This window comes from Thalassotalea montiporae (assembly GCF_053485855.1).
Window position 1 is genome coordinate 107,223 of record NZ_JBQRUO010000005.1, and the last position, 23,206, is coordinate 130,428.

The 23,206-nt window shown below is 43.4% G+C and carries 16 protein-coding genes; 3 read left to right on the forward strand and 13 right to left on the reverse strand.

All coding sequences use genetic code 11. The features are described from left to right. Positions 1-119: 119 nt before the first annotated feature. From ruvB to ACSLUR_RS14740, 5 genes are all read right to left on the reverse strand, one after another. Positions 120-1,124 (reverse strand): Holliday junction branch migration DNA helicase RuvB, encoded by a 1,005-nt coding sequence (gene ruvB, locus ACSLUR_RS14720; RefSeq protein WP_448555783.1) that lies wholly within the window; start codon positions 1,122-1,124, stop codon positions 120-122. 65 nt (positions 1,125-1,189) lie between these two features. Further along, positions 1,190-1,810, reverse strand: coding sequence for a Holliday junction branch migration protein RuvA (ruvA, locus tag ACSLUR_RS14725; protein ID WP_448555785.1), 621 nt, complete (start codon positions 1,808-1,810; stop codon positions 1,190-1,192). A gap of 129 nt (positions 1,811-1,939) precedes the next feature. Beyond that, positions 1,940-2,470, reverse strand: a complete 531-nt coding sequence (gene ruvC / locus ACSLUR_RS14730) for a crossover junction endodeoxyribonuclease RuvC (RefSeq protein WP_116000568.1) — start codon at positions 2,468-2,470, stop codon at positions 1,940-1,942. Positions 2,471-2,614: 144 nt separating this feature from the next. Then, entirely contained in the window at positions 2,615-4,396 is a 1,782-nt protein-coding gene (gene aspS, locus ACSLUR_RS14735; RefSeq protein ID WP_448555788.1) for an aspartate--tRNA ligase, read from the reverse strand. A 153-nt stretch (positions 4,397-4,549) separates the two neighbouring features. Further along, on the reverse strand, positions 4,550-7,396 hold the full coding sequence (locus ACSLUR_RS14740) for a transporter substrate-binding domain-containing protein (protein ID WP_448555790.1): 2,847 nt from the start codon (positions 7,394-7,396) through the stop codon (positions 4,550-4,552). 108 nt (positions 7,397-7,504) lie between these two features. Between ACSLUR_RS14740 and cmoA the strand changes: the two genes are divergently transcribed. From cmoA to ACSLUR_RS14755, 3 genes are all read left to right on the forward strand, one after another. Then, positions 7,505-8,248, forward strand: coding sequence for a carboxy-S-adenosyl-L-methionine synthase CmoA (gene cmoA, locus ACSLUR_RS14745; protein ID WP_448555792.1), 744 nt, complete (start codon positions 7,505-7,507; stop codon positions 8,246-8,248). A 15-nt stretch (positions 8,249-8,263) separates the two neighbouring features. After that, the gene (gene cmoB, locus ACSLUR_RS14750) at positions 8,264-9,229 is read left to right on the forward strand and encodes a tRNA 5-methoxyuridine(34)/uridine 5-oxyacetic acid(34) synthase CmoB (RefSeq protein ID WP_448555794.1); all 966 of its coding nucleotides are present in this window, start codon (positions 8,264-8,266) and stop codon (positions 9,227-9,229) included. A 271-nt stretch (positions 9,230-9,500) separates the two neighbouring features. Continuing rightward, a complete protein-coding gene (locus tag ACSLUR_RS14755) occupies positions 9,501-10,844 on the forward strand; it encodes an anti-phage deoxyguanosine triphosphatase (RefSeq protein ID WP_448555796.1) in 1,344 nt (447 codons plus the stop codon). A 33-nt stretch (positions 10,845-10,877) separates the two neighbouring features. Here the strand turns inward: ACSLUR_RS14755 and ACSLUR_RS14760 are convergent, their stop codons facing one another. The 8 genes from ACSLUR_RS14760 to astE all read right to left on the reverse strand — a co-directional run bounded on the left by ACSLUR_RS14760 (position 10,878) and on the right by astE (position 23,039). Beyond that, a complete protein-coding gene (locus ACSLUR_RS14760; RefSeq protein ID WP_448555798.1) occupies positions 10,878-11,147 on the reverse strand; it encodes a hypothetical protein in 270 nt (89 codons plus the stop codon). Positions 11,148-11,372: 225 nt separating this feature from the next. After that, on the reverse strand, positions 11,373-14,204 hold the full coding sequence (locus ACSLUR_RS14765) for a TonB-dependent receptor domain-containing protein (RefSeq protein ID WP_448555800.1): 2,832 nt from the start codon (positions 14,202-14,204) through the stop codon (positions 11,373-11,375). 249 nt (positions 14,205-14,453) lie between these two features. Further along, positions 14,454-14,837, reverse strand: coding sequence for a VOC family protein (locus tag ACSLUR_RS14770; protein WP_448555802.1), 384 nt, complete (start codon positions 14,835-14,837; stop codon positions 14,454-14,456). A 41-nt stretch (positions 14,838-14,878) separates the two neighbouring features. Next, positions 14,879-16,786, reverse strand: a complete 1,908-nt coding sequence (locus tag ACSLUR_RS14775; RefSeq protein ID WP_448555804.1) for a protein kinase domain-containing protein — start codon at positions 16,784-16,786, stop codon at positions 14,879-14,881. A gap of 553 nt (positions 16,787-17,339) precedes the next feature. Beyond that, complete coding sequence (locus ACSLUR_RS14780; RefSeq protein ID WP_448555806.1) at positions 17,340-19,190, reverse strand: dihydrolipoyllysine-residue acetyltransferase; 1,851 nt, start codon at positions 19,188-19,190, stop codon at positions 17,340-17,342. A 14-nt stretch (positions 19,191-19,204) separates the two neighbouring features. Beyond that, positions 19,205-20,182, reverse strand: coding sequence for an alpha-ketoacid dehydrogenase subunit beta (locus tag ACSLUR_RS14785; protein WP_448555808.1), 978 nt, complete (start codon positions 20,180-20,182; stop codon positions 19,205-19,207). Positions 20,183-20,184: 2 nt separating this feature from the next. Then, complete coding sequence (locus ACSLUR_RS14790; protein ID WP_448555810.1) at positions 20,185-21,381, reverse strand: thiamine pyrophosphate-dependent dehydrogenase E1 component subunit alpha; 1,197 nt, start codon at positions 21,379-21,381, stop codon at positions 20,185-20,187. A gap of 596 nt (positions 21,382-21,977) precedes the next feature. Then, positions 21,978-23,039 carry a succinylglutamate desuccinylase gene (gene astE / locus ACSLUR_RS14795; RefSeq protein ID WP_448556005.1) on the reverse strand — a complete coding sequence of 354 codons (1,062 nt, stop codon included), beginning with the start codon at positions 23,037-23,039 and terminating at the stop codon, positions 21,978-21,980. Positions 23,040-23,206: the final 167 nt, after the last annotated feature.

Below are 23,206 nucleotides of genomic sequence, written 5' to 3' on the forward strand. Positions count from 1 at the left end.
CTTAACGCTATTGTTCTCAGCTCACAAGCTAAAAAGGATTAACTAGATCGTTAATCCTTTTTATTATTTTAATTTCTACCGTTCTCGTACCTGTTACTGCGGATACGTTGCTGCTGATACTAAGCGGGTTTAGTTAGCCCAAAATGCTGATAAGTGCGTTCTGTAACAATTCGGCCTCTTGGTGTACGTTGTAAAAAGCCTTGCTGAATTAAAAACGGTTCAAGCACATCTTCAATGGTTTCACGCTCTTCGCCAATGGCCGCCGCTAAGTTATCAAGCCCTACTGGCCCGCCCATAAACTTATCGATTATGGCTTGCAATAGCTTTCTGTCCATAATGTCGAAGCCTTCGTTATCAACTTCAAGCATATCAAGCGCACTAGCAGCACTTTCTTTGTTAACGATACCGCCAGTTTTAATATCTGCGTAGTCACGCACTCGGCGCAATAAACGGTTGGCAATGCGCGGTGTACCGCGCGAGCGGCGAGCCACTTCTAATGCACCTTCTTGATCAATCGTCAGATTAAGGAAATGAGCGGACCGTGAAACGATATCCGTTAAATCTTTAGCTGAGTAAAACTCTAAGCGTTGAACAATGCCAAAACGATCTCTAAGCGGAGAGGTTAATGCACCGGCTCTAGTAGTCGCGCCAATCAGAGTAAAAGGCGGTAAGTCGAGTTTAATCGAGCGAGCAGCTGGCCCTTCACCAATCATAATATCCAATTGATAGTCTTCCATCGCTGGATACAAGACTTCTTCTACCATAGGACTTAAGCGATGAATTTCATCAATAAAGAGAACATCGTTTTCTTCTAAGTTGGTCAGCAGCGCCGCTAAGTCCCCTGCTTTTTCCAATACTGGCCCAGACGTAGTGCGAATACTTACGCCCATTTCATTAGCAACAATATTGGCAAGTGTGGTTTTACCTAGACCAGGCGGGCCAAAAATGAGTAGATGATCAAGCGGTTCATTGCGCTTTTTTGCCGCAGGGATAAAGATTTCCATTTGCGCTTTTACGTGATCTTGCCCTGTGTAATCCGCCAGCATTTTCGGGCGAATCGCGCGATCTACCCCTTCATCTTCTATCGTTGCTGCCGGCTGGATTAGTCGATCTGCTTCTATCATCTATATTCTTCTATTTCTGACTTGTTCTGTGTCTTATTTGCGTTTTAAGCGTAATTTTTTGCCAACTACAGCATGGCTTTGAGCGCATCTTTGATCAACTGCTCGCTAGATTTGTTAGCATCATACACAGCTTTAATTGCTTTATCAGCTTGTGCTTGTGTATAGCCAAGCGAAACCAGTGCGTTAATCGCATCGCCTTTGGCATCGCTAATTGTAAGTGCATTATCAGCGGCTAATTCAAATGGCGCAGTATCGGTTGCAGGCGTCGCTAAATCGGTTTGCCAATCTTTAATGCGATCGCGCATTTCAATTAATAAGCGTTCAGCGGTTTTCTTACCAATACCGGGAATTTTCACTATGGTTGTAACGTCGTCATGGGCAACACAACTCACAAACTGCTCTGCCGACATGCCAGACAAAATCGCGAGTGCTAGTTTTGGCCCGACACCACTGGCTTTAATTAACAAACGAAACAGTTTGCGATCCACTTGATTGGCAAAACCATACAGTAGCTGTGCATCTTCTCGCACAACGAAGTGGGTATAAAGCGTGGTTTCTTGGTTTAATTCAGGTAATGCATAAAGCGTGGTCATTGGCACTTGCACTTCATAACCAACGCCGTTGCAGTCAATGATAATATCAGGTGGCTGTTTGACTAATAATTTGCCACGTAATTGTCCTATCACGGCACATCCTCTTTACGGCTGCTAGCTCAACAACTTCTCGCTCAGCCAACTTCAGTGTTCTAACTTATTTAATAAAGCGAGCTTAACACTAGATATTTATACAGTAAACCGATTTAAATACCTAAGTACTTATTTACGCAGGCGACCTCGTACCGTTTTACTCGCCTGCCCCGCCATTTTTACAATCGAATCGTGGCTGTGTGCATGACAAAGCGCCACGGCAAGCGCATCGGCGGCGTCTGCTTGAGGTGTACCCGGCAGTTTAAGAATGGATTTGACCATATGTTGCACTTGGGTTTTATCCGCAGCACCTGTACCAACCACTGATTGCTTTATTTGGCGAGCGGAATACTCAGCAATCGACATACCCGCATTGGTTGCAGCGACAATGGCTGCCCCTCGTGCTTGCCCAAGTTTTAGCGCTGAATCAGGGTTAGTTGCCATAAACACCTGTTCAATGGCGAACATATCTGGCTTGAACTGGATAATCAGCTCTGATACACCCGCAAAGATGGTTTGTAAACGTGTACCTAAATCTTCCCCTGCCGCAATCGCTTTGATACAACCACTACCTAGATAGGTAAATTTTCGCCCGTGCTGCTCTATCACGCCATAACCGGTGAACCTTGAACCTGGGTCGATACCTAAAATAATTGCCAATGAGTTACCCTAATAATTCGTTAAAAAATTCCATAAAAAAACGCGCTGGCTCAATGCATTAATGCTAATTGATATCCTAGCGCGTTTTACCACTTTACAGAATTGGACTAAGGAAACAACTTAACTCGTCGCTTCCTATCACTACTATTCTTGTTCAGCTTTTTCGTCTTGCTTGGCAATCGTGGCAATGTTTAACTCTGCTAATTGCGCAGGGTTAGCTTGACCAGGTGCGTTGGTTAATGGACATGCCGCTGTTGTTGTTTTCGGGAATGCCATTACATCACGAATAGAGCTTGCACCTGTCATTAGCATCACTAAACGGTCAAGACCGAACGCTAAACCAGCATGTGGTGGCGCACCGTATTGTAGTGCTTCTAATAAGAAGCCAAACTTCTCTTGTGCTTCTTCATCGCTGATACCTAGAATTCTGAATACCGCTGCTTGCATTGCTTGGTCGTGGATACGCACTGAACCACCACCTAACTCACAACCGTTAAGTACCATATCGTAAGCGTTTGAAAGCGCGCCAATTGGGTTTGCTTCAAGCGCTTCTGGTGTCATATTGCTTGGTGCAGTAAATGGGTGGTGAAGTGCATGTAAGTGACCGTCAACTTCTTCAAACATTGGGAAGTCTACAACCCATAGTGGTTTCCACTCATCTGTGGTTAAGCCTAAGTCTTCACCAAGTTTTAAACGCAATGCGCCTAAAGATTCAGTAACTACGTTGTAGCTGTCTGAACCGAAGAAAATAATGTCGCCAGTTTCTGCGCCTGTACGTTCAAGTAGCGCGTTCACTGCTGTTTCATCTAAGAATTTAAGAATTGGCGATTGGATACCTTCCATGCCAGCGGCTTTGTCGTTCACTTTCAGCCACGGCATACCTTTAGCGCCGTAAATGCCAACAAACTTCGTTAAATCGTCAATGTTTTTACGTGAGAACTGGGCTGCACCTTGTGGCACGCGAATAACCGCAACGCGGCCTTTTTCATCATTCGCTGGACCTGAGAATACTTTGAATTCAACGTCTTTTAGAATGTCTGCCACGTCAACAATTTCAAGCGGGTTACGCAAGTCTGGCTTGTCTGAGCCAAAACGAGTCATCGCTTCTGAGTATGGCATACGTGGGAAATCACCTAGGTCAACATCAAGTAATTTAAGGAATAAATCACGGATCATTTTTTCCGTCACTTCCATTACTTGATCAGCCGTCATAAATGACGTTTCAATATCAATTTGCGTGAATTCTGGTTGGCGATCAGCACGTAAGTCTTCATCGCGGAAACACTTAACGATTTGGTAGTAACGCTCCATGCCCGACATCATCAGCAATTGCTTAAATAACTGCGGCGATTGTGGCAATGCGAAGAAGCTACCTTTGTGCGTACGACTTGGTACTAAGTAATCACGCGCACCTTCTGGTGTAGCTGCGGTAAGAATTGGCGTTTCGATATCCATAAAATCTTGCGACTCTAACGATTCACGAACGGCTGCTGTTACTTTCGCACGAAAACGTAAACGCTCTGTCATTTCAGGGCGACGTAAATCTAAGTAGCGGTACTTTAAGCGTTGCTCTTCAGAGTTATCTTGGTTGAAGTCTAAGGGCAATGGCGCTGCGCGGTTTAAGATATTTAGCTCTAAACCTAAAACTTCAATGGCACCTGTTGCCATATCTTTGTTAACTTGGCTTTCTGGGCGTGCACGCACTTTACCTTTAACCTGTACACAGAACTCATTGCGCAATGTGTTAGCCGTTTCAAGTACTTCGGGTAAATCTGGGTCAAATACCACTTGTACAATGCCTTCGCGATCACGCAAATCTAAAAAGATCACAGCGCCTAAGTCGCGACGACGATTAACCCAACCACATAAAGTGACTTCTTGCCCAACGTGAGATTCGTTAACCTCACCACAATAAAGAGTACGCATCTAGAAATATCCTGACATGAAAAACCCGCCATCATTAGCGGGGAATACATAAAATTGCGGATATTATATAGAAAAGCGCGCTAATGTCACCCGATGGAACCAGCTTGATTTCGCTAATTTTTAGATATCGGGTAATTACCCAAAAAGCAGTGCTTACAGATAACTATAATTGTTCTTGCCTGATGATTTAACGCGATACATTAAGTTATCCGCCATTTTAAATAAATCGGCTGCGCTGTCTGAATCATCGGGGAATACTGAAATACCAATACTGGCCCCTAACGTCGCTTTGATTTGATTGCCAATAAATGGTTTAGCAATCAAGTTAATAATTTTTTCAGCGATAAATGCAGCTTCTTCTTTATTATTTAAACTGGTTAGCAACACCACGAATTCATCACCACCAAAACGACAAACGGTATCAGATTTTCGAACACAGCTGGTTAATCGCTCTGCCACTTGTTGCAATACAACATCGCCAAAATCATGGCCGTATTTGTCATTAACGGCTTTAAAGCCATCAAGATCAACAAACATTACCGCAAGCTTCAGCCCTTGGCGCTGATGCAGTGCTATTGCCGACTCCATTTGCGTTTTAATCAATGTTCGATTGGCTAGCCCTGTCAATTCATCATGTGTGGCCATGTGTTTCATTTGCATTTCGAGTGCCTTACGACGACCTACTTCTTTATGCAGTCGACGGTTCCAAAGCACAACAAACAAAATAATCGCGAAAATCACGAAACCGACTTGGGTGGCGATCCGAGTTACGAATCGTTTATCCCAACCCGAGTGAATATTGATATCAAACCAACGGTTAAAAATTTCTTGCCGCTTTTTGTCATCAATCGTTGATAAACCTTGGTTTAAAATACTTTGCAGTACATGGTTACCTTTGTGAATACCAATGCGGCTATCTTGCGATGGAAATTCCGGTACGACAGCAACTTCTAACGGGACTATGCTCTCTTGTTTCGCGAGCTTAGATGCAACAGGCAAACCTTCAACAAAGCCATCAACAAAACCTTGTTGCACCGCTAACACCCCTTCTGTGGTTGAATTGACCAAAACTACATCAATCTCAGGGTAATTCGCTTTCACCCAGTTAGTTAATTGGTAACCTTTGACAATAGCGAGTGTTTTACCGTTTAAATCAGCCAAACTATTTATTCGCCCAAGAATACGGCGGTAAATGATACTCCACGGCATTTGCCAATAGCTGTCGGTAAATTCAAAGTCAGGGGCGCGGCTATTATCGCTCGACACACCCAGAATTAAATCAATCTCATTATCACGAAATCCAGCAACTAGCGCCGCCCAATTATCATAGGCTAAAAATTCAAGTTCAAAGCCAGCACTTTGCGTTACAGATTCAATAACATCGCGATTAATACCAAGTGGCTGACCGTCTTCACCAATAAACTCTAATGGCTCCCAGTCTTTAGTAATACCTACTTTCAATACAGGGTTTTCTCGCACCCAATGCTGTTGTTGCTCCGTGAGTGGAATTTTCGGTTCAAGCAACGAAAAATGAGAATTGGCATGTTCCTTTAGCCAAATAGATTCCAACATGTGCAGCTCTTTGCGCGGAATGCTAGCAAACCCTTGTTCAATATCGCGCATTAATTGTGTATCACCTTTGGCAACTACTGCAAAAATATCGATAGGAAAAGCTGGCTGATCAAGTAAGTAGAACAGCCCCTGCAAATTGGCATTAACTAGTTTGACTTGCATGGTTTCTACTTCAGAAATGGCAGCATCAATTTCGCCACGCTCAGCGGCGGCAATCATCTCCGCTAATTCTGAAAACATTCGGTAGTTAATCTCAGGGTACTGCTTAGTTACGCTGTCGACATAAGGCGCTGCTTTAAAAACACCAACAACTTTACCGTTAAGCTGTTCAAGCGAGGTAATATTAGGCAATCGATTTGAGACAAAAACTTGTGAACTAAGTGAATATACCTTAGCTGACTTTTGTAAGCCGCTGTTCTCGTCAAAAACACTGGTATAAGCAATATGTGCATCAAGGCTACCACGCACTAGCTGTGTGAAAGAGCGATTTAACGAATCGCCAACGAAGTTGACCTGATGACCTGTGTGTTTTGCCCATAGTCGCCACATATCAATAAATAAACCTTGCGGCTGGCCAGATGCTGAATACCCCATATAAGGTGGTAAATTACCTGCAAAACCAAGGTTGAGCACATCGCCTTCTGGCGCCATATTCAGAAACTTTTTCTCGATATCAACGCGCTCAGCTAGGGTTATTTTTGCTAAACCTTGATTGATATAATTAAGTAATTCAACATTATCGTTTGCGACCGCTGCACTATAGTCGCCGGTGAAGTAATTTAAACGCTTATATTTAGGGAAGATCGCGCCTAACTCTTTAATGCGAGGGTAACTATTGTCTAACTCTCCTTGCTCAACAAAAGCGAGTAGCTCTCCGTTAAGTACCGCGTCATAAAGCTCTGGGCGAGACTGAAATAGCTGAATACTGATATTATTGTCGGCGGTAAGAGTTTCAAGGTTAACTAGCCCGCTTACTGCGCCCACTTTGTATGGCGCAACTTGACTGAGCGTAATGGCATCCTGCACTTTACTGTCTAAATAAACAAAGCTATCGTGAGGATACAAGGCGTTAGACATCAATAACTGAAGTTTACGCGTATCACTGGGTAATAAGCCAGCGTGGAAGTCCACTTGCTGGTCAGCAACGGCTGCAAGTCCCTCAGCCCATGAATACCCATGAAATGAAATATCTACACCTTGCTTTTCAGCCCATAGTCGCCAAAAATCGATGAAGATACCTGAAGGCTGGCCTGTAGCATTGATATATTGATAAGGGTAATTCTGCTGGTAAATCGCTATTTTAAAACTTTGTTGACTAACGCTTGTGGCAGGTAACTCTGTTTGATTATTTGCGAAAACATGCCCAGAAAATATAGTGATAAGCCAAAGCACTCCTGCGATGAATGTGCTTACCTTTTTGAAATCCATTAATTACCAACCCTAAAACTACATCACATCAACCATGCAATATTATCTTATCAAGATCAATCCATTCGGGTAAAATAGCCGCCATTTTCCAGATAATGACTGCGTTATATGCAAAAAAACGACACCGACTTAATCTATTCAAACCCACATAGCCAAGTGAAAGACTTCACCTTTGATGCGCAAGTGGTTGAAGTTTTTCCTGATATGATCAGTCGCTCAGTACCCGGCTACAATACCATCATTGACACGATTGGGCGTCTTAGTCAGCAATATGTGCAAGACAACTCAACAGTTTACGACCTAGGTTGCTCGCTAGGCGCAGCCACCTTAGCGATGCGCAGAGCCATTACTGCCAGTGACGCGAAAATCATTGGCATTGACAACTCTCAGGCGATGGTTGAACGCTGCCAAATGCATGTCGCGGCGTTTAAAGGCAACACACCAGTAGAAATATTTAATGACAACATTGAAAACGTAGATATCAAAAACGCTTCAATGGTAGTACTTAATTTCACACTGCAATTTATCGAAAACGATAAACGCCAAGCCCTGATCAATAAGATTTACCAAGGCTTAAAACCGGGTGGTTTATTAGTATTGTCTGAAAAGATTGCCCATCAAAACGATCAAACCAATGAGTTATTAATTGATTTGCATCACGACTTCAAACGCGCCAACGGTTACAGCGAATTAGAAATTGCACAAAAGCGCACAGCCCTTGAAAACGTGATGCGTCCAGATTCATTAGAAGATCATGTCGAGCGTTTATCTCAAGCAGGCTTTATTAATGTTAGCCAATGGTTTCAGTGTTTTAATTTCTTATCCGTCGTGGCTTTTAAAGGTGCTAAATAAAAGGTGAAAAAATAAATGAGCCAATACAACTCTTTCTACCAAGCGATCGCCGGTAATCGATTAAGCCATTGGTTAGATACTTTGCCTGCGCAACTGACAGACTGGCAAAAAAATCATTTACACGGTGAATATGCTCAATGGCAAAAAGTTATTGAACAACTGCCAGTTACGCAAACTGACCACCTTGATATTGAAAATAGTGTAACCGTTGGATTACCTGAAGAAATTGAACCTGGCCAACTTAAACGCCTAGAGCATATGCTGAAAAAGCTAAAACCTTGGCGTAAAGGGCCTTATCATATTCATGGCCTGCACATTGATACTGAATGGCGTTCCGATTTTAAATGGGATCGCCTAGCACCGCATATTAGCGACCTTAGTAACCGTTATGTACTCGATATTGGCTGTGGCAGTGGTTATCACTTATGGCGAATGCGTGGCGCTGGCGCGAAATTTGTTGTTGGCGTTGACCCAACCCAGCTATTCGTCACCCAATTCAATGCTATTCAACACTTTATCAAAGATAATGGTGTTCACCTGCTACCATTAGGCGTTGAGCAACTGCCAGAACTCAATGCCTTTGATACTGTGTTTGCCATGGGCGTGCTATATCATCGCCGCTCACCTATCGATTTTATTTATCAACTTAAATCGCAGCTAGTCAAAGGTGGCGAGCTAGTGCTTGAAACCTTAATTGTTGATGGTGATGAAAATACTGTATTAGTGCCCGGTGAGCGTTACGCAAAAATGCGCAATGTATGGTTCTTACCCAGTGGCGAAGCCATGTGTGCTTGGCTTGAACGCTGTGGCTTTAGCAATGTTCGAATGGTTAATACCGATGTTACTGACCTTGCCGAGCAGCGCAAAACAGATTGGATTGATACCGAGTCATTAAAAGATTTTCTCGACCCGAACGACCCTAGCAAAACGATTGAAGGCTACCCTGCCCCTAAACGCGCGATATTTATCGCCAATAAATAGTTTATTGCTGAAAAGCCATCGATTAAGCCCAAACAGTACACATACTTTGTCCATTTTAACGACAATAGTATTTGCACTGTTTGCGTTGCTACCAAGATTTGGCAGTTTCAACTTCAGTTCAACTGTCTGTTCTCTTATTCACCTTTTTGCCTTTTCACCGCTTCTATAACTGTTCAATCTGCTTTAAGCCTTTCTGTGTATTGCATTTTACTGTCAAAATAAGTCAAGCTAGCAAAGTATTAACTTCGATTTCGACAGGAAAAGGAAGGCTATGAACTCAGATTGGTTAGCACGCCGCTCAACAAGCACTAATAAACGCCAGCAAGATCACCGCAGTCCATTTCAAAGAGACAGAGCCAGAATTCTGCACTCTGCTGCGTTTCGACGCCTGCAATCAAAAACACAAGTGATCAGCTCTGGGCAAAGCGACTTTTACCGCACCCGACTAACCCACTCACTTGAAGCCGCGCAAATTGGCTCAGGCATTACTGCACAGCTTAGGTCGAAGTATCCCGATTTAGCTGCGCAATTATTTCCCGACGATGACACCTTAATTGAAGCGCTTTGTTTGGCACATGATATTGGCCACCCGCCTTTTGGTCACGGTGGTGAAGTGGCACTGCATTATATGATGCGCAAACACGGTGGCTTTGAAGGCAATGGGCAAACATTACGTATTGTGGCGCGCCTAGAGCCGTTTAGCGAATGTCATGGAATGAATTTATCGCGTCGCACACTACTGGGTTTAATCAAATACCCGCAACTCATCGACAACTTAGTGCACAAAGTTCCCAATCAAGCCCCCGTGAGCTATCGCCAATTACAAGCGCGCCATTGGCATCCGCCTAAAGGGTTATATCAAGATGACAGTGACATTATTGATTGGATACTCGCGCCACTTTCATTCAATGATAGAGACTTATTCCAAACCATAGTGACACGTGACAACATGCATAGCAGAACCTGCTACAAATCGTTGGACTGTTCGATAATGGAACTCGCTGACGATATTGCCTATGGAATTCATGATCTAGAAGATGCCATTGTAACTGGGGTTGTTAACCGCAACGATTTTGACGAACACGTAATTAAGCCTTTGCTAGATATTGGCGAAGGCTGGTTGACCAACTATTGCGATGGGTTAACCGATAAACTCTTTTCTGAACATCATTATTTGCAAAAGGACGCCATCGGTGGACTCGTCAACTACTTAATCACAGCTATCGAATTACTTCCGGTCAACACAAATGCTCAAGAGTTTGCTGAGCCGCTGTTACGATACAATGCTAAACTGCCTGAAGAGCAGGCAAACGTGCTCGATATTTTTAAAAACTTCGTTTTAACTTTTGTTGTTAGGCTGCCAGCTATTCAGCGGATCGAATATAGAGGCCAGCAAGTGGTGATGGAGTTATTCGAAGCACTTTCGTCTGACCCAGAACGCTTATTGCCAACAAGCACAGCTAAACGTTGGCGAGCCGCGAGCGACAATGGTGAAAATGCCTATCGTGTAATCGCTGATTATGTTGCCGGCATGACTGACGGCTATGCAACGCGTCTGTATCAAACGTTATTTTTACCGATTAGCACAGGTGATAATTACGACGCGCACAGCTAAGACAGCTTAACAAGAATAAGTTAGCGTGCAGAATTAGCTACAAATACAAGAACCTTCACCGCGTACGCTAATTTGCACCTTATCACCTATCTGCTGCGGGTCTTGAACCTCTATTGCCTCAAATTGAGCTGCTGATAGGTGAAAAGTGCAATTACCTTGCTGACATTGCTTGGTCGAACAAAGCTGCTGACCGTTACTCATAAAGTGATTTAACGCTTTTCGATAGGCTTTCCATTTTCCGGAAGCCCGACCCGTTCCATTACTTTGAACTGTTCCGCCGCACGCTGCTATAACCATCCTCACATAGTCTATTTCCCTCTTTAGGTATAGCAGGTAAACATCAAACCTCAATGCATCGAGTTTAACTGTGACTCTATATATCAGGCTTGTTGACAACAGTTACGCACAACTCAATTACTATTGATATTCAACATAAGGTGTTGAGTATTTTGTAATAAAAAACGGCCTAATGTTTTCACATTAGGCCGTTTTGAGTCACATTTTTCGTTAACTAAAGTTTTTTGTTAACTAGAACTCTTTTGAGTAGCTCAAGTTAAAGTAGCGACCACGGTTCGAGTGCAAGGCACCAAAGTAACCATGGGCAAGCTCATCCGCTAGCGGTGGCTCTTGGTCGGAAATGTTACGAACCGTAAAGCGTATTTTACTGCCATCTAATAGGCTATCACTACCTTCGATACGGTAATCAACATACACGTTGGTTGTTGTCATGCTATCAACTGGTAATTCAATCACTTCGCCATCAACTGTTGCTGTCGTTGAGGTATCAATCACCGAGCCTACATAGTTAGAATTAATACCTGCACCCCATTGCTCATAGCGCCAGTTAATTGATGCACGGCCACGCCACTCAGGGCGACCATTTTGTTTAAGCAAGTCACCAGCACCTTGAATAACGATTGGTTGCGGGAAGCCACCAGCTTCGTTAAAAGCAATTAGCTCGCTGTCAATATCGCTTGGTTCTTGGTCAAATTTCTTCAAATGTGCAGCGTTAACGGTAAACTCAAAGTCACCAAAGTCCGTTTCAAAGTCGTAAATAACACTGAAATCAATACCTGATATTTCACGCTTACCTAAATTCAAATATTCATTATTAATACGAATTACGTCACCACTTACTGGATCACGCTCTACCGCTGAGTTTGTTGAACCTTGCGAGCGGCGCACAAAATCTAACGCTAGGTGTGAAGCTCCAGGTAAAATACCCACCAAGTCTTCTTGCTCTATTTTCCACCAGTCCGCCGTAATGGTTAAGCTTTCAGTTGGCTCAAGCACAATACCAAATGATGTATTTTCGTCATCTTCTGGCTCTAAGTCTGTCGTACCACTACGTACATCGACAACTGAGTAACTTCTGTCTTGAACTGGGTCATAAATTGTATTGGCTCTTGGTACACCTTCAGCCGTTACTTGCGGTAGACCTGGCGCTCTAAAGCCTTCAGCATATGATGCACGTAAGCTAATCCAATCTGCTGGTACCCAAAATAACGCCACTTTAGGTTTTAGGCCACTACCACCAACATCAGAAAAGTCCTCGTATCGTGCAGCTAACTGCATTTCTAGGTATTGAGAGTCACTATCAATTAGCGGAGCAATAAATTCAACAAACGCTGACGCGACATTGCGGCTACCTTTAGAGTCTGGTGTTGGGCTACTACCTAAAACGCTACTCGCGTCTTGACGTGTTGCACCTGTAACTAGGTTAGTAAACGGGCTGCTACCATCAAGTAGTGGATCGCGGTCGTCTTCAAAGCCTTCATGTCTAAACTCTAAACCAAGTGCCACACCGACATCACCTGTCGGCAGGCTGAAAAGGGCTTCATTACTGGCTTTGAAATCGATTGAAGCAAGTTCAGTTTCAGAGTCACGACGCACTGTGGTAATAAATGAATCGATAACACTTTGTGGATTAAGCGTCGAATCACCTTCATTAGGGTTGTTAACGTCACCACCAGTAAAGATGTTATAGGCAGTAGAAGGGTCAGTACTGTTCACCGCTTCTTGGAACAAAATAGCATTTACGCGATTGGCTTTATCATTGGTTTCCGCCGCTGTGTAGAAAGCTGCTGTTTCCCAATACCAATCACCCCACTCACCTTTCAAGCCAAGTAATGCGCGATAACTTGTGTCATCAACTTCGATATTACGAGGGCCAGCATCTAGTGGACGATAGCTGCGCACTAGCACTTCTTCGCCAAACGGGTTGAAAGCGGCATCTGCTGCTACCGTAAAACGCTGAGAGGTTAAGTTTGGCGTTTGCTCACGAGTTCGCTCTGCATTGGCTTCGTAATAAATAGCCTCAGCAAATAACTCCATATCATTGCCTAAATCATGAGTGATATAGGTGTAGAAATTGAAACGATCAACATCTGACACTAACGAACGAGTTGTACCGCGGTCAAAACGTAAATCACGAGGGAAACTGCCACTATCGGCACAAACACCACCAGCTAAGTCAACCACACAGTCGCCTGGTGCCATATCCGCTGGCTGCAAGTGGAAACGGCCAAGTGAATCCGACACAAAATCACCCCATGGAGTTGCAGTGGTTCTATTGTCGAGTTGAGTATCACCAATAAACTCTTCAGGCAACGTTGGGAAGTTTCTGAGATCATGGCTGCGTGAATATCTGCGCTCGCTTGCCATCATACCGTCACGGCTGTAGTAAGCGACAGAGGCTGTAACATGAGTTTTATCGCCAACATCAAAGCCTGTTAAGTAGCTAAATGTCAACTCGTCTAACGGCGTGCCTTCAGACTGGCCGTAAGAAAGGCTCAATTTATTGCCTTCATAATCATCTTGTAGTGCGTAGTTCACAACACCTGCAACGGCATCCGAACCATAAATCGCTGCCGCACCATCACGTAATATTTCTAGTGAACGAAGGCCTGAAACAGGCAAGGTATTCGAGTTAACCGTAGAAACAGGAACAAAGTTCTCAGACTGAGTGCCGGGGTGAGTAACCAAACGACGGCCATTTAACAAGGTTAGCGTGTTACCTGTACCGACACCGCGTAAGTTAATTGATGAAACATCACCACGCGCATCATTCACACCACCATTACCGGTTGAAGCACCAAAGTTCACTTCACCAATTTGTGGAATAGAACGCAATAGTTCATCACCCGTTATAGCTGCGGTATTTTCAATGTCTTGCTCTGTCATCGCTGTGACGGGCAAAGCACCAATGTCAGAAGCTCGCTTAATATTCGAACCAACAATCGAGATACGTTCAATCTCTTCTTCTTGAGGAGCTTCTTGTGCGTAACTTACCGTAGTTGCCATACCGTAACTGGCTATTGCCAACAATAAAGATTCTGAGACTTTCTTTAACTTAAACATGTGATACTTTCCCACTATTTGTTCGCTCTAACAGAGTTCTTAGTTATTAATTTTCAACGCAGTGCAATAAGTAGATTGCTTTATTTTTATTCGCTTATTTAAAATTAGATGACAAGCAACTTCTTTACTAATAAGAATAATTTATCAATCCATACCCTTAGGTTATACGGCTTCTTAATAATTTGAATAAACCATGCTTACAAGCCATTAACAACGGTAACAAAAAGTATATACGGCAAAGCTAATCAATCAACTTGAGCCTTGCTGATAAAGTGCACAAGCAGCACCTGCTGGATCTTTAATGACCACAAATCTGTCATTCCCCATGGTTTTAAATTGCGTACACAAAACGCCACCCAGTGCTTTTACATCAGCCGCAGCTTGTTCGACATTCTTAACTAAAAAATAAGGTAACCACATTGCGGGTAAGTCGGCGTTCGCACCTCGCGCATGACAAATACCAGCGACAGGTTCACCTGCTTTTGTTGGCGCCATGGCGTAATCTTGATAACCATCCATATCAACGGATTGGGCATGCCAGCCAACCACTTGTTGATAGAAGTCTCGTGTTTGCTGAGCGTTTTCAACCGTTAGATCTAGCCAAGCAATGGCGCCTAAATTCTCATCACTCACTGTTGTGCTCCTTTTTGCATTAATGAAGCTGCCAAAATCAGCTAGCGTAATTTGGGATTTTTTGGATAAAACTTATCTGGCAACTGACTAATATGCTCAAAAAACCGCGTATCTTTATAGGGTAGCTTCATAAAGCCAGATATGCCTAAGCCACTAATATTTGGTAACAGTTTTAGAATATTATGAAGGTGTTTAGTGAATTCCGCTTGTTTTTCATGATTCAGTAGCATCAGGTAGCTATGAATTTTAAGGTGAGTTGGTAATACTTCGAAAATAATACAGCCGGTATGATGAATGAAGTTCATTTTGGCAAGCTCTGCCATGATTTCATCAGGTAGGCGCAAATATTCATCTGGGTCTTTACCGTCTTCAAAATAGGAGTGGAGCCTAGTTTCATCATCAAGTTCTGGTACGACACTGACATCAAAAGGAATGGTCATTTCCTCATTGGCGATAAACGGCTCTTGTTCGTTGTCTCGCTCAATGTGCAAGGTGGTACGGGCATTGAACAAACAGCTTTTAAACATACCGATGCGAAATATGCCTTGCGCTAAATAAATCATGTTATTGACGGCGCTTTGAAAAGACTTTTTCAGTGATGGATCAAACAGCGTTAAATTGGAATCGATATAAACACCTTCTTTTTGCCAGCGCACTGCTAAACCACCAACAACCGGAAAATTACCCAGCCGACTAACTGCAGCAACAAAGGCTTTTTCGTTATCTCCCATACCGCTCAGATAGTTTTTATAATATTTTTCTAACTGAGCATCATCGACATCCGTTAAAGACTCGTCATCACTTTGCTCGCGTAAAAAAGATTTTCGCGAGCCATAAACAACAGTATCAATTAGCGCTTCACTATTTCTCACCCAAACCGGAATTAATGGTTCAATTAATGGTTCTGTGGGCTTTTCTGCGAGCACTAATTTCTTAAAAAAGCCTATTTGCTTTAGAAAGTAATCACCCGCTTGCTGCCTTGTTTTCAAGTCTTCACTCAACATACCGTCGAGCACTTGCGCCAGCGGCTTAGGCAAGCCTAAACTGCTAGCGGGGATCACTTGTTTGCCATAACGGCTGGATTGACCTGACGCAAGCGCATATAAAGTAGCTGCTGCTCCTTGTTCATCAAAACGAGGGCTTGAAAGCTCCCCATTGATTTGCTCTGGCCCGATAAAATAAATATCACCTAAGCGAGCGTTGGTATGCTGTAAATCACCACTCATTAAATCCATGACATTATTTGCTGTGGTCTGCCCCTGAGCATCTATTTGTGCGTAAACGGCTGACCCCCAGTCCACTAAATGCAGTTGCCCTGTATGCTCATCAAACACCAAATTAGATGGCTTAATATCACCGTGCACAATCGGCTTAGCCTCGCCATTTTGTTTATTGCCGCGCAAATACGTTAATAGCTCAATAAGCTGAATCGCGAACTGTACTATTTGTTCGGGAGGAAGTGGCCCGTGCTGATGGGAGTATTGTTCGAGGTTAATTCCTGGGGCCCGTGTCATTTGCACCACAGATTGGCGCTTTATTTTTCGATATTCGATAACCTTTGGCACTTGCGGATGACAAATTTGACGCTGCATATGCGCTTCTTCTTCGAATCTGTCTTGTACATGTTGGGGTAAGGTTAATCGAGAAAACTTAAACACAAAGTCTTGTAACTGTTGGCTAGCTTGTTGCTCGTGTTTGTTTTGCTGTTTTTGATGTTCTGGGTTTTGATGCTCTTGGTTTTGATAATCAGGCAAGGCTTCTCCTTGACCAGAAAATACAAAACCATAGGCTCCTTTACCTATCAATTCTATGTTGCTGTAAGCCAATAGATTTAACTGTTGCTGGCACAATTCAACCCAAGTCTTTAACTTGGTCGCATCTTTGTGACTTAGCAAGTAGATAGATTGCTCTTCGGCAATATAAAAGTGTTGTAGTTTTTTTCTTGTCACATTCGCCAGTCGTTATCGAATTGTATTGGACAAAGACTGTGCTTAGTCTTCGATAAATTAAGTGCGTTTAAGCTAACTAGTTTGTTTGCACTATACAATTTTTAGGTAATTCTTAGACAACTAGATTGTTCATTAGCTTGTATAATGTCAACACTATCAACTCAAAGCTGAGCAGCCGAGCATCGCAAAAGTGCATCTGCTGATAACAGAGTGTCACAACAACTTCATTTTTATCGTCACATAACTTTCATAAAGCTACGTTAATCTATGCCTCGTTGGATGAATTATTGCTGACCAATATTGTGAACCAGTATTGTTATCCAACATTACTATCCAAAAATAAAGAGTAAGGTAACCAAACTTATCGTTTAACTGTTGTACTTTTATTCTTTATCGGATTCTTTCTGGACATTAATCTCAGCGCACTTTTCTATGCTATCGCTTCCTTGTAATCGCTATGAAAAGCTCGCCTTTAGCTCTGCTAAGCACTACTTAGCAGAGCTTTTTTTTGCCCAATCTTTTTTTGCCTTGTCTTTTTTGCAAGTAATGCGCGCTAGCGAAGATTTACCAGCATTCGGTTTGGGTTTTCGAGTAGCGCTTTCCATGCATTAGTAAATCTTGCAATCGTGCCGCCATCGATAACGCGGTGATCACCAGACCAACTAATTTGCATAATGTCGCGCGCCTGTACCTCCCCATTTTCATTGAAACGCGGCAGCTTTTGCACTTTACCCAAAGCGACAATTGCGACTTCCGGTTTATTAATAATTGGAGTTGCGACAGTGCCACCTATTGCTCCAATATTGGAAATAGAGATAGTTCCGCCGGTCAAATCTTCAAGGCTAACGCGCCCTGCTCGCGCCTGTTCAGTTAATCTGGCAATATCTAACGCCAACTCTAAAATTGATTTTGTTTGTGCTTGTTTTACATTTGGCACTAACAAGCCAACTTTGGAGTCTACTGCCATACCGATGTTGTGATCCTCAAAATAGGTGATCTCGCTGCAATCATCGTTAACTTGCGTATTCATCAGTGGAAACTCAGTAAGTGCCATAGACATCGCCTTCATAAAAAATGGCATTAAGGTCAGTTTGACATCTTGTTTAGCGTATTGTGTTTTTAGTTGCTGACGTAACGCAATTAACTCTGTCAAATCTAGCTCTTCACAATAGGTAAAGTGAGGAATGCTAGTAACGGAATCAACCATGGCCTTCGCCATCGCCGCTTTCACACCGCGAATTGCCTCAACACGCTTACCCCCAACGGTAATTGACTTACTGCTAATGGATTCTGGCTGACTCGTTTGCTGCTGTATAGCTTGCGCCCGCTCGGCTTTTGCCTGGCTAAAACGAATAACGTCTTCTTTATATACTCGACCTTTTTTCCCAGAGCCCGGCACTTGATGAATATTAATGTCTAGTTCTCGAGCAACACGTCTAACAGCGGGACTAGCCAGAGCTTTTTTACCGTTTTTCACAATATCAGTACTGGAAATTTGTGCGGAGCTTTTTCCTGCGAAAGTGGCACTCTCTTGGTTTTTACTTTGTTGTTTTTGACTTTTTTGATTGGTAATTGCTGGCTGAATACCTGCCTGATGATTTTCGTTAGCGGTTTCAGGTAGCTTTTCTTTTTCCTTTTTGTTGTCATCATCATGGCTAAAAACATTGCCACTTGGCGCAATAGCAAAAAGTGGCGCATGAACTTTGGCAATATCACCTTTGGCATAATAAAGCTTAACGACAGTGCCAGCACAAATTGCCGGGATCTGCACAAGTGCTTTATCTGTCATCACATCAGCAACAGGTTGATCTTCCTCAATCACATCACCTTCAGCGACTAACCACTCAACAATTTCACACTCAACAATGCCCTCACCAATATCAGGCAAAATAAAGTCTTCTGAGATGCAGGCAGATTGCGGCTCAATGGCAGCAACCTTATTTGCTGAATCTAACGATTCTTCTATCTGCTCTTCGTCGCTTGCGCCTTCATCAGACGCTAAAGATTCTAATAGATTTAAGCCAGCATCCAATAATTGCGAGCCTCTAACGCTGTCATTTGTGCTTTGCTTGGCGAGCGAGGTTGCTTGATGAGTTTCAGGGATTGCGCCAACGCCATTTGATTCATTGTCAGCACTTGTTGTATTACCATCGAAAGGTGTCATTGCAACCGGAGTCATTGAAAATAAGGGCTCATGTACTTTGGCAATATCGCCTTGCTGATAATATAGTTTGTCGACCACGCCAGCATGCATGGCGGGAATTTGTACTAATGCTTTATCTGTCATCACATCGGCAATGGGTTGATCTTCTTCAATCTTCTCACCCTCTGCGACCAACCATTCCACTAACTCGCATTCGACAATGCCTTCGCCAATGTCCGGTAAAATAAAATCTATGCTCATTTGCTATCCTACCTTTAGTAATGCACGCTGCGTTTAATGGCTTCGAAAATCTTGAGATGATCTGCCATATGTTCTTTTTCAAGCGATAATGGATACGGCGTATCAACACCGCAAACTCGAGCTATTGGTGACTCTAAATGCAAAAAGCACTCATGTTGAATAGTCGCTGCCACTTCACCAGCAAAGCCACCCGTAATTGGTGCCTCATGGCTAATTAACAATCGCCCGGTTTTCATCACAGATTGAGCGACGGTTTCCACATCCCAAGGCAGAATAGAGCGCAAGTCGATTAGCTCACACGAAACCCCCTCATTAGCAGCCAACTCCGCTGCTTTTTCAATAACTTCCATTTGTGCCCCCCAACCAAGTAAGGTGATATCACTTCCTTGGCTGATAACTTCGGCTTTACCGATAGGCAACTGGTAATCGTCTTCTGGTACCTCTCCTACTGAGGCGCGGTACAAACGTTTAGGTTCAAAGAAAATCACTGGGTTGTCATCGCGAATTGACGCCAACAACAGTCCCTTTGCTTGATACGGGTTACGCGGCACAACAATTTTTAAACCGGGCGTGTGCGCAAAATATGCCTCTGGCGATTGGCTGTGATACAAGCCGCCGGCAATACCACCGCCATAGGGGGTGCGGATGGTAAGCCGACCAACATTGAATTCATTACCACTGCGGTAACGAAACTTGGCAGATTCATTCACAATTTGATCAAACGCTGGGAAGATATAATCGGCAAATTGTATTTCCGCGACCGGACGGCTACCTTGCGCAGCTAGTCCATTGGCAAACCCCACAATCCCCTGCTCCGCAAGTGGCGTATTAAAACAGCGTGCTTTGCCATATTTCTCTTGCAAGCCGGAAGTTGCTCGAAAAACGCCACCAAAGTGACCAACGTCTTCACCAAAGCACAAAGTGCTATCGTCTTCAGCCATGGCGATATCAAGCGCGTTATTGATCGCTTGCAATAAATTCATTTGCGCCATGGTTAAAATCTCCCTGCGGTAAACGGATAGGCTTCTGGATATTTGTTAATGTGCTCTTTTAGATCTGTTAATTGTTTTTCGAGATGTTTCGGCACTTGGTCATAGACATCGGTGACTAAGTCTTCAACCGGTGGTTTTGCGACTTTTTCTGCAACTTTTACCGCCGCTAGAATTTCTTCGCGCAAAGATTCATATAACGCTTTGTCACGCGCTTCATCCCACCAATTTTGATTTATTAACCAAGTTTTAAAACGCGCAATAGGATCGTGCGCTTGCCATTTCGCTTCTTCTTCTTTGCTGCGATAGCCAGACGGGTCATCTGATGTTGAATGGGCGCCCAAACGATAAGACATCGCCTCGATAAGCACAGGTGCTTGGTGCTCTAGCGCGTAACTACGTGCCAACTGCATGGCTTTCATTACCGCCAAAACGTCATTACCGTCTATGCGGATCGTTTTCATGCCATAGCCGACACCACGCGAGGCAATACCATTACCCACGTATTGCTCATCAGATGGCGTTGAAATGGCGTAGCCATTGTTTCGACAAAAGAAGATAACGGGAGCTTGATGAACGGCTGCCATATTCAGGCCCGCATGAAAATCACCTTCTGATGCTGCACCTTCACCAAACATACACAAGGTTACGGCGTCTTTCCCTTGCAGTTTTTGACCATAAGCATAACCGGCGGCTTGTGGAATTTGTGTGCCTAGCGGTGATGATATCGTCATGTAGTTTAATTCATTAGAGCCGTAATGAATCGGCATTTGACGACCTTTACCTAAATCTTTTTCGTTTGAAAACATTTGATTCATAAAGTCTTCTAAGGAAAAACCACGGTAAATTAAACAGCCTTGCTCGCGATACTGCGCCATAATCATATCTTGCGGTTCTAATGCCGCCGCGCCGCCAACTGTCGTTGCTTCCTCCCCTAAGGCGGTCATGTAAAAACTAATGCGCCCCTGACGCTGGGCAGCAATCATGCGTTCGTCAAGCACACGATGAAAGGCAAATGCACGGTAAACCTTTTCAGCTTTTGCTTGATCAAGCTCAGGTAAATCGGCACTCGGGTAAAGTGAGCCGTCTTCTTTTAGGATCTTTAAAATAGGAATAGCAACTGAATGGCCATCGATAAAGGCCGGACTATGAACCTCAGCACCGCTTGGGTACTTTTCAGGCATATGTGTTCTAGCGTTCATATTGTTCTCTTGTTTAGGCAGGCCATAACCGCCAATTGGGGGTTATGGCCTGCATTTCACTACAGAGCCGCCGCACTCATTACTAGGCTTATACCAAGCGCAGTAATAAGTATAGTTAACTCGATGAAACTTCAGCTAATTGCCAGAAATATCATGAGCTAAGGCCAAGCCTGTCATTATTATTTTGCAAGGCCTATGATGCTTCGTACTACACCTTAATACGCAGTATAGCGACCGCATTTGAGTTCTTAATGACTTTCGATCGCAGTAGCTTAGTCAGTGAGTTAACGAGTTATATTTTTGCATGTGTTAACTGCCTGACTCCTCGCTCGTTTTAGCCTAGTTTTTTAATTATGTGGCTGACGAATACGAGTGCATTGGGTGCTCTGTAGTATCGCTTGTTGTAACGGCTAAAAATTTACCTTTACGTAAACTTACATTCAAGAGAGTGGCGAGAGTGAGATGTTTTTGAGCAGAAAATTTGAACAGAAATGTTTACACTTAAGTAAGTTAAGTCAGTTTATATATCGCTGTAAAAGAATGAAAAAAGCCCCATAAAATGGGGCTTTAAACGCTGTTTAACGGTTGATTGTCTGCTACTCAATGGTCGTTGGTTTCACCGTCAGTAATGCGCGTTGGCCAAGTGCCACATTCGCATTTGGGAAGATGATAGCTTCCCCTTGTGTGCGTACTTTATGTTCAATATCGCCATCGGTGGCAAGCACATAGCCAACTGGAAAATCAGTAAAGTTTTCCGCGTCATCTGCAAAGTTTAAGACAAAATCTTCCGTGTGTTTGTTGATGGTTTGATCAATTTCAAAAATATCAAATGTGCTTTCGTCATATTCCGCTAGCTCAAGCGGCTGACCTGAAACAAATTTCGTTAATGTCTCTTTCACTTTGGTGAATTTAGCCATATCGTTTTCGCCAAATGGCATAACTTTACCCAGCTCTACGGTAAATGCATCGGCGCCAAAGTTATTTGAAGAAAAATAGCTAAACGTGGTTGTCGGTGAATGAGACAACAAAATAGTTGAAACATCACATGCTTGTAAGAAGCAAAGTTGCGACTTCTTCCAAGGCTTGCCATGTCGGAATGGATAAACAGCGAACTTATCGTTTTTTGAGCCGCGAATGGCGGTGTGCAAGTCATAATGGTAACGCTCGCGTTCACCATCTTCGCAAAGGTTGTGCTCTGCTAATTGGGTAAAGAAGTTAGTTACCGCTTGCTCAAGTGCTTTTGCGCGATCGCGCTCTTTATTTCGCACATCACCTTCGCTATGTGCCCCCGAAAACAGTCGATTAAGGTTCTCTTCAACAAAACGCTCAGCAATATTCATCGCCGCAGGGTTACCAAATAAAAATAATACACGCTCAGCTAACGCCAATTCACCCTTGATTAACTGCCCAATGATGTCAGCGCATATTTCGATTGGCGCTGTTTCATTGCCATGAACGGCGCTCGATAAAACAATGTCTTTTTGGGTTTTTCTGTCGATAGGCTCAAAAGTAATGATGCCTGTATCAAGCACAGAGACAAGTGACTTAGTGTTTGAAGCTTGATGGGTTACTTCAAAACTAAAAGGTGCAGGAATTGACCATTCATGGTTGCGTGTCAGTGATAAAAAGTCACCGCTTTGTTGTAATTGCTGTTTCATAGATTCAGAGATAGGTTGCGTTACGTTAGATGATGGGCTCACGATTGCTCTTCTGTGTAGTAATTTTGACATCAATGGCTAGTTGTTATTACTAACCACTTTAGAGGAATAATTGCAGCCTTATTGTATTCGATAGCATAGCGCTGCGAAAGGATAGTTATAGTAAT

Excerpts from the sequence above, each read along its gene's own strand:
- ACSLUR_RS14740 (WP_448555790.1), bottom strand. The coding sequence starts at position 7,396 with ATGGATTTCAAAAAGGTAAGCACATTCATCGCAGGAGTGCTTTGGCTT.
- ACSLUR_RS14765 (WP_448555800.1), bottom strand. The coding sequence starts at position 14,204 with ATGTTTAAGTTAAAGAAAGTCTCAGAATCTTTATTGTTGGCAATAGCC.
- ACSLUR_RS14790 (WP_448555810.1), bottom strand. The coding sequence starts at position 21,381 with ATGAACGCTAGAACACATATGCCTGAAAAGTACCCAAGCGGTGCTGAG.
- astE (WP_448556005.1), bottom strand. The coding sequence starts at position 23,039 with ATGAAACAGCAATTACAACAAAGCGGTGACTTTTTATCACTGACACGC.
- ACSLUR_RS14780 (WP_448555806.1), bottom strand. The coding sequence starts at position 19,190 with ATGAGCATAGATTTTATTTTACCGGACATTGGCGAAGGCATTGTCGAA.
- aspS (WP_448555788.1), bottom strand. The coding sequence starts at position 4,396 with ATGCGTACTCTTTATTGTGGTGAGGTTAACGAATCTCACGTTGGGCAA.
- cmoA (WP_448555792.1), top strand. The coding sequence starts at position 7,505 with ATGCAAAAAAACGACACCGACTTAATCTATTCAAACCCACATAGCCAA.
- ACSLUR_RS14785 (WP_448555808.1), bottom strand. The coding sequence starts at position 20,182 with ATGGCGCAAATGAATTTATTGCAAGCGATCAATAACGCGCTTGATATC.
- ruvB (WP_448555783.1), bottom strand. The coding sequence starts at position 1,124 with ATGATAGAAGCAGATCGACTAATCCAGCCGGCAGCAACGATAGAAGAT.
- cmoB (WP_448555794.1), top strand. The coding sequence starts at position 8,264 with ATGAGCCAATACAACTCTTTCTACCAAGCGATCGCCGGTAATCGATTA.
- ACSLUR_RS14755 (WP_448555796.1), top strand. The coding sequence starts at position 9,501 with ATGAACTCAGATTGGTTAGCACGCCGCTCAACAAGCACTAATAAACGC.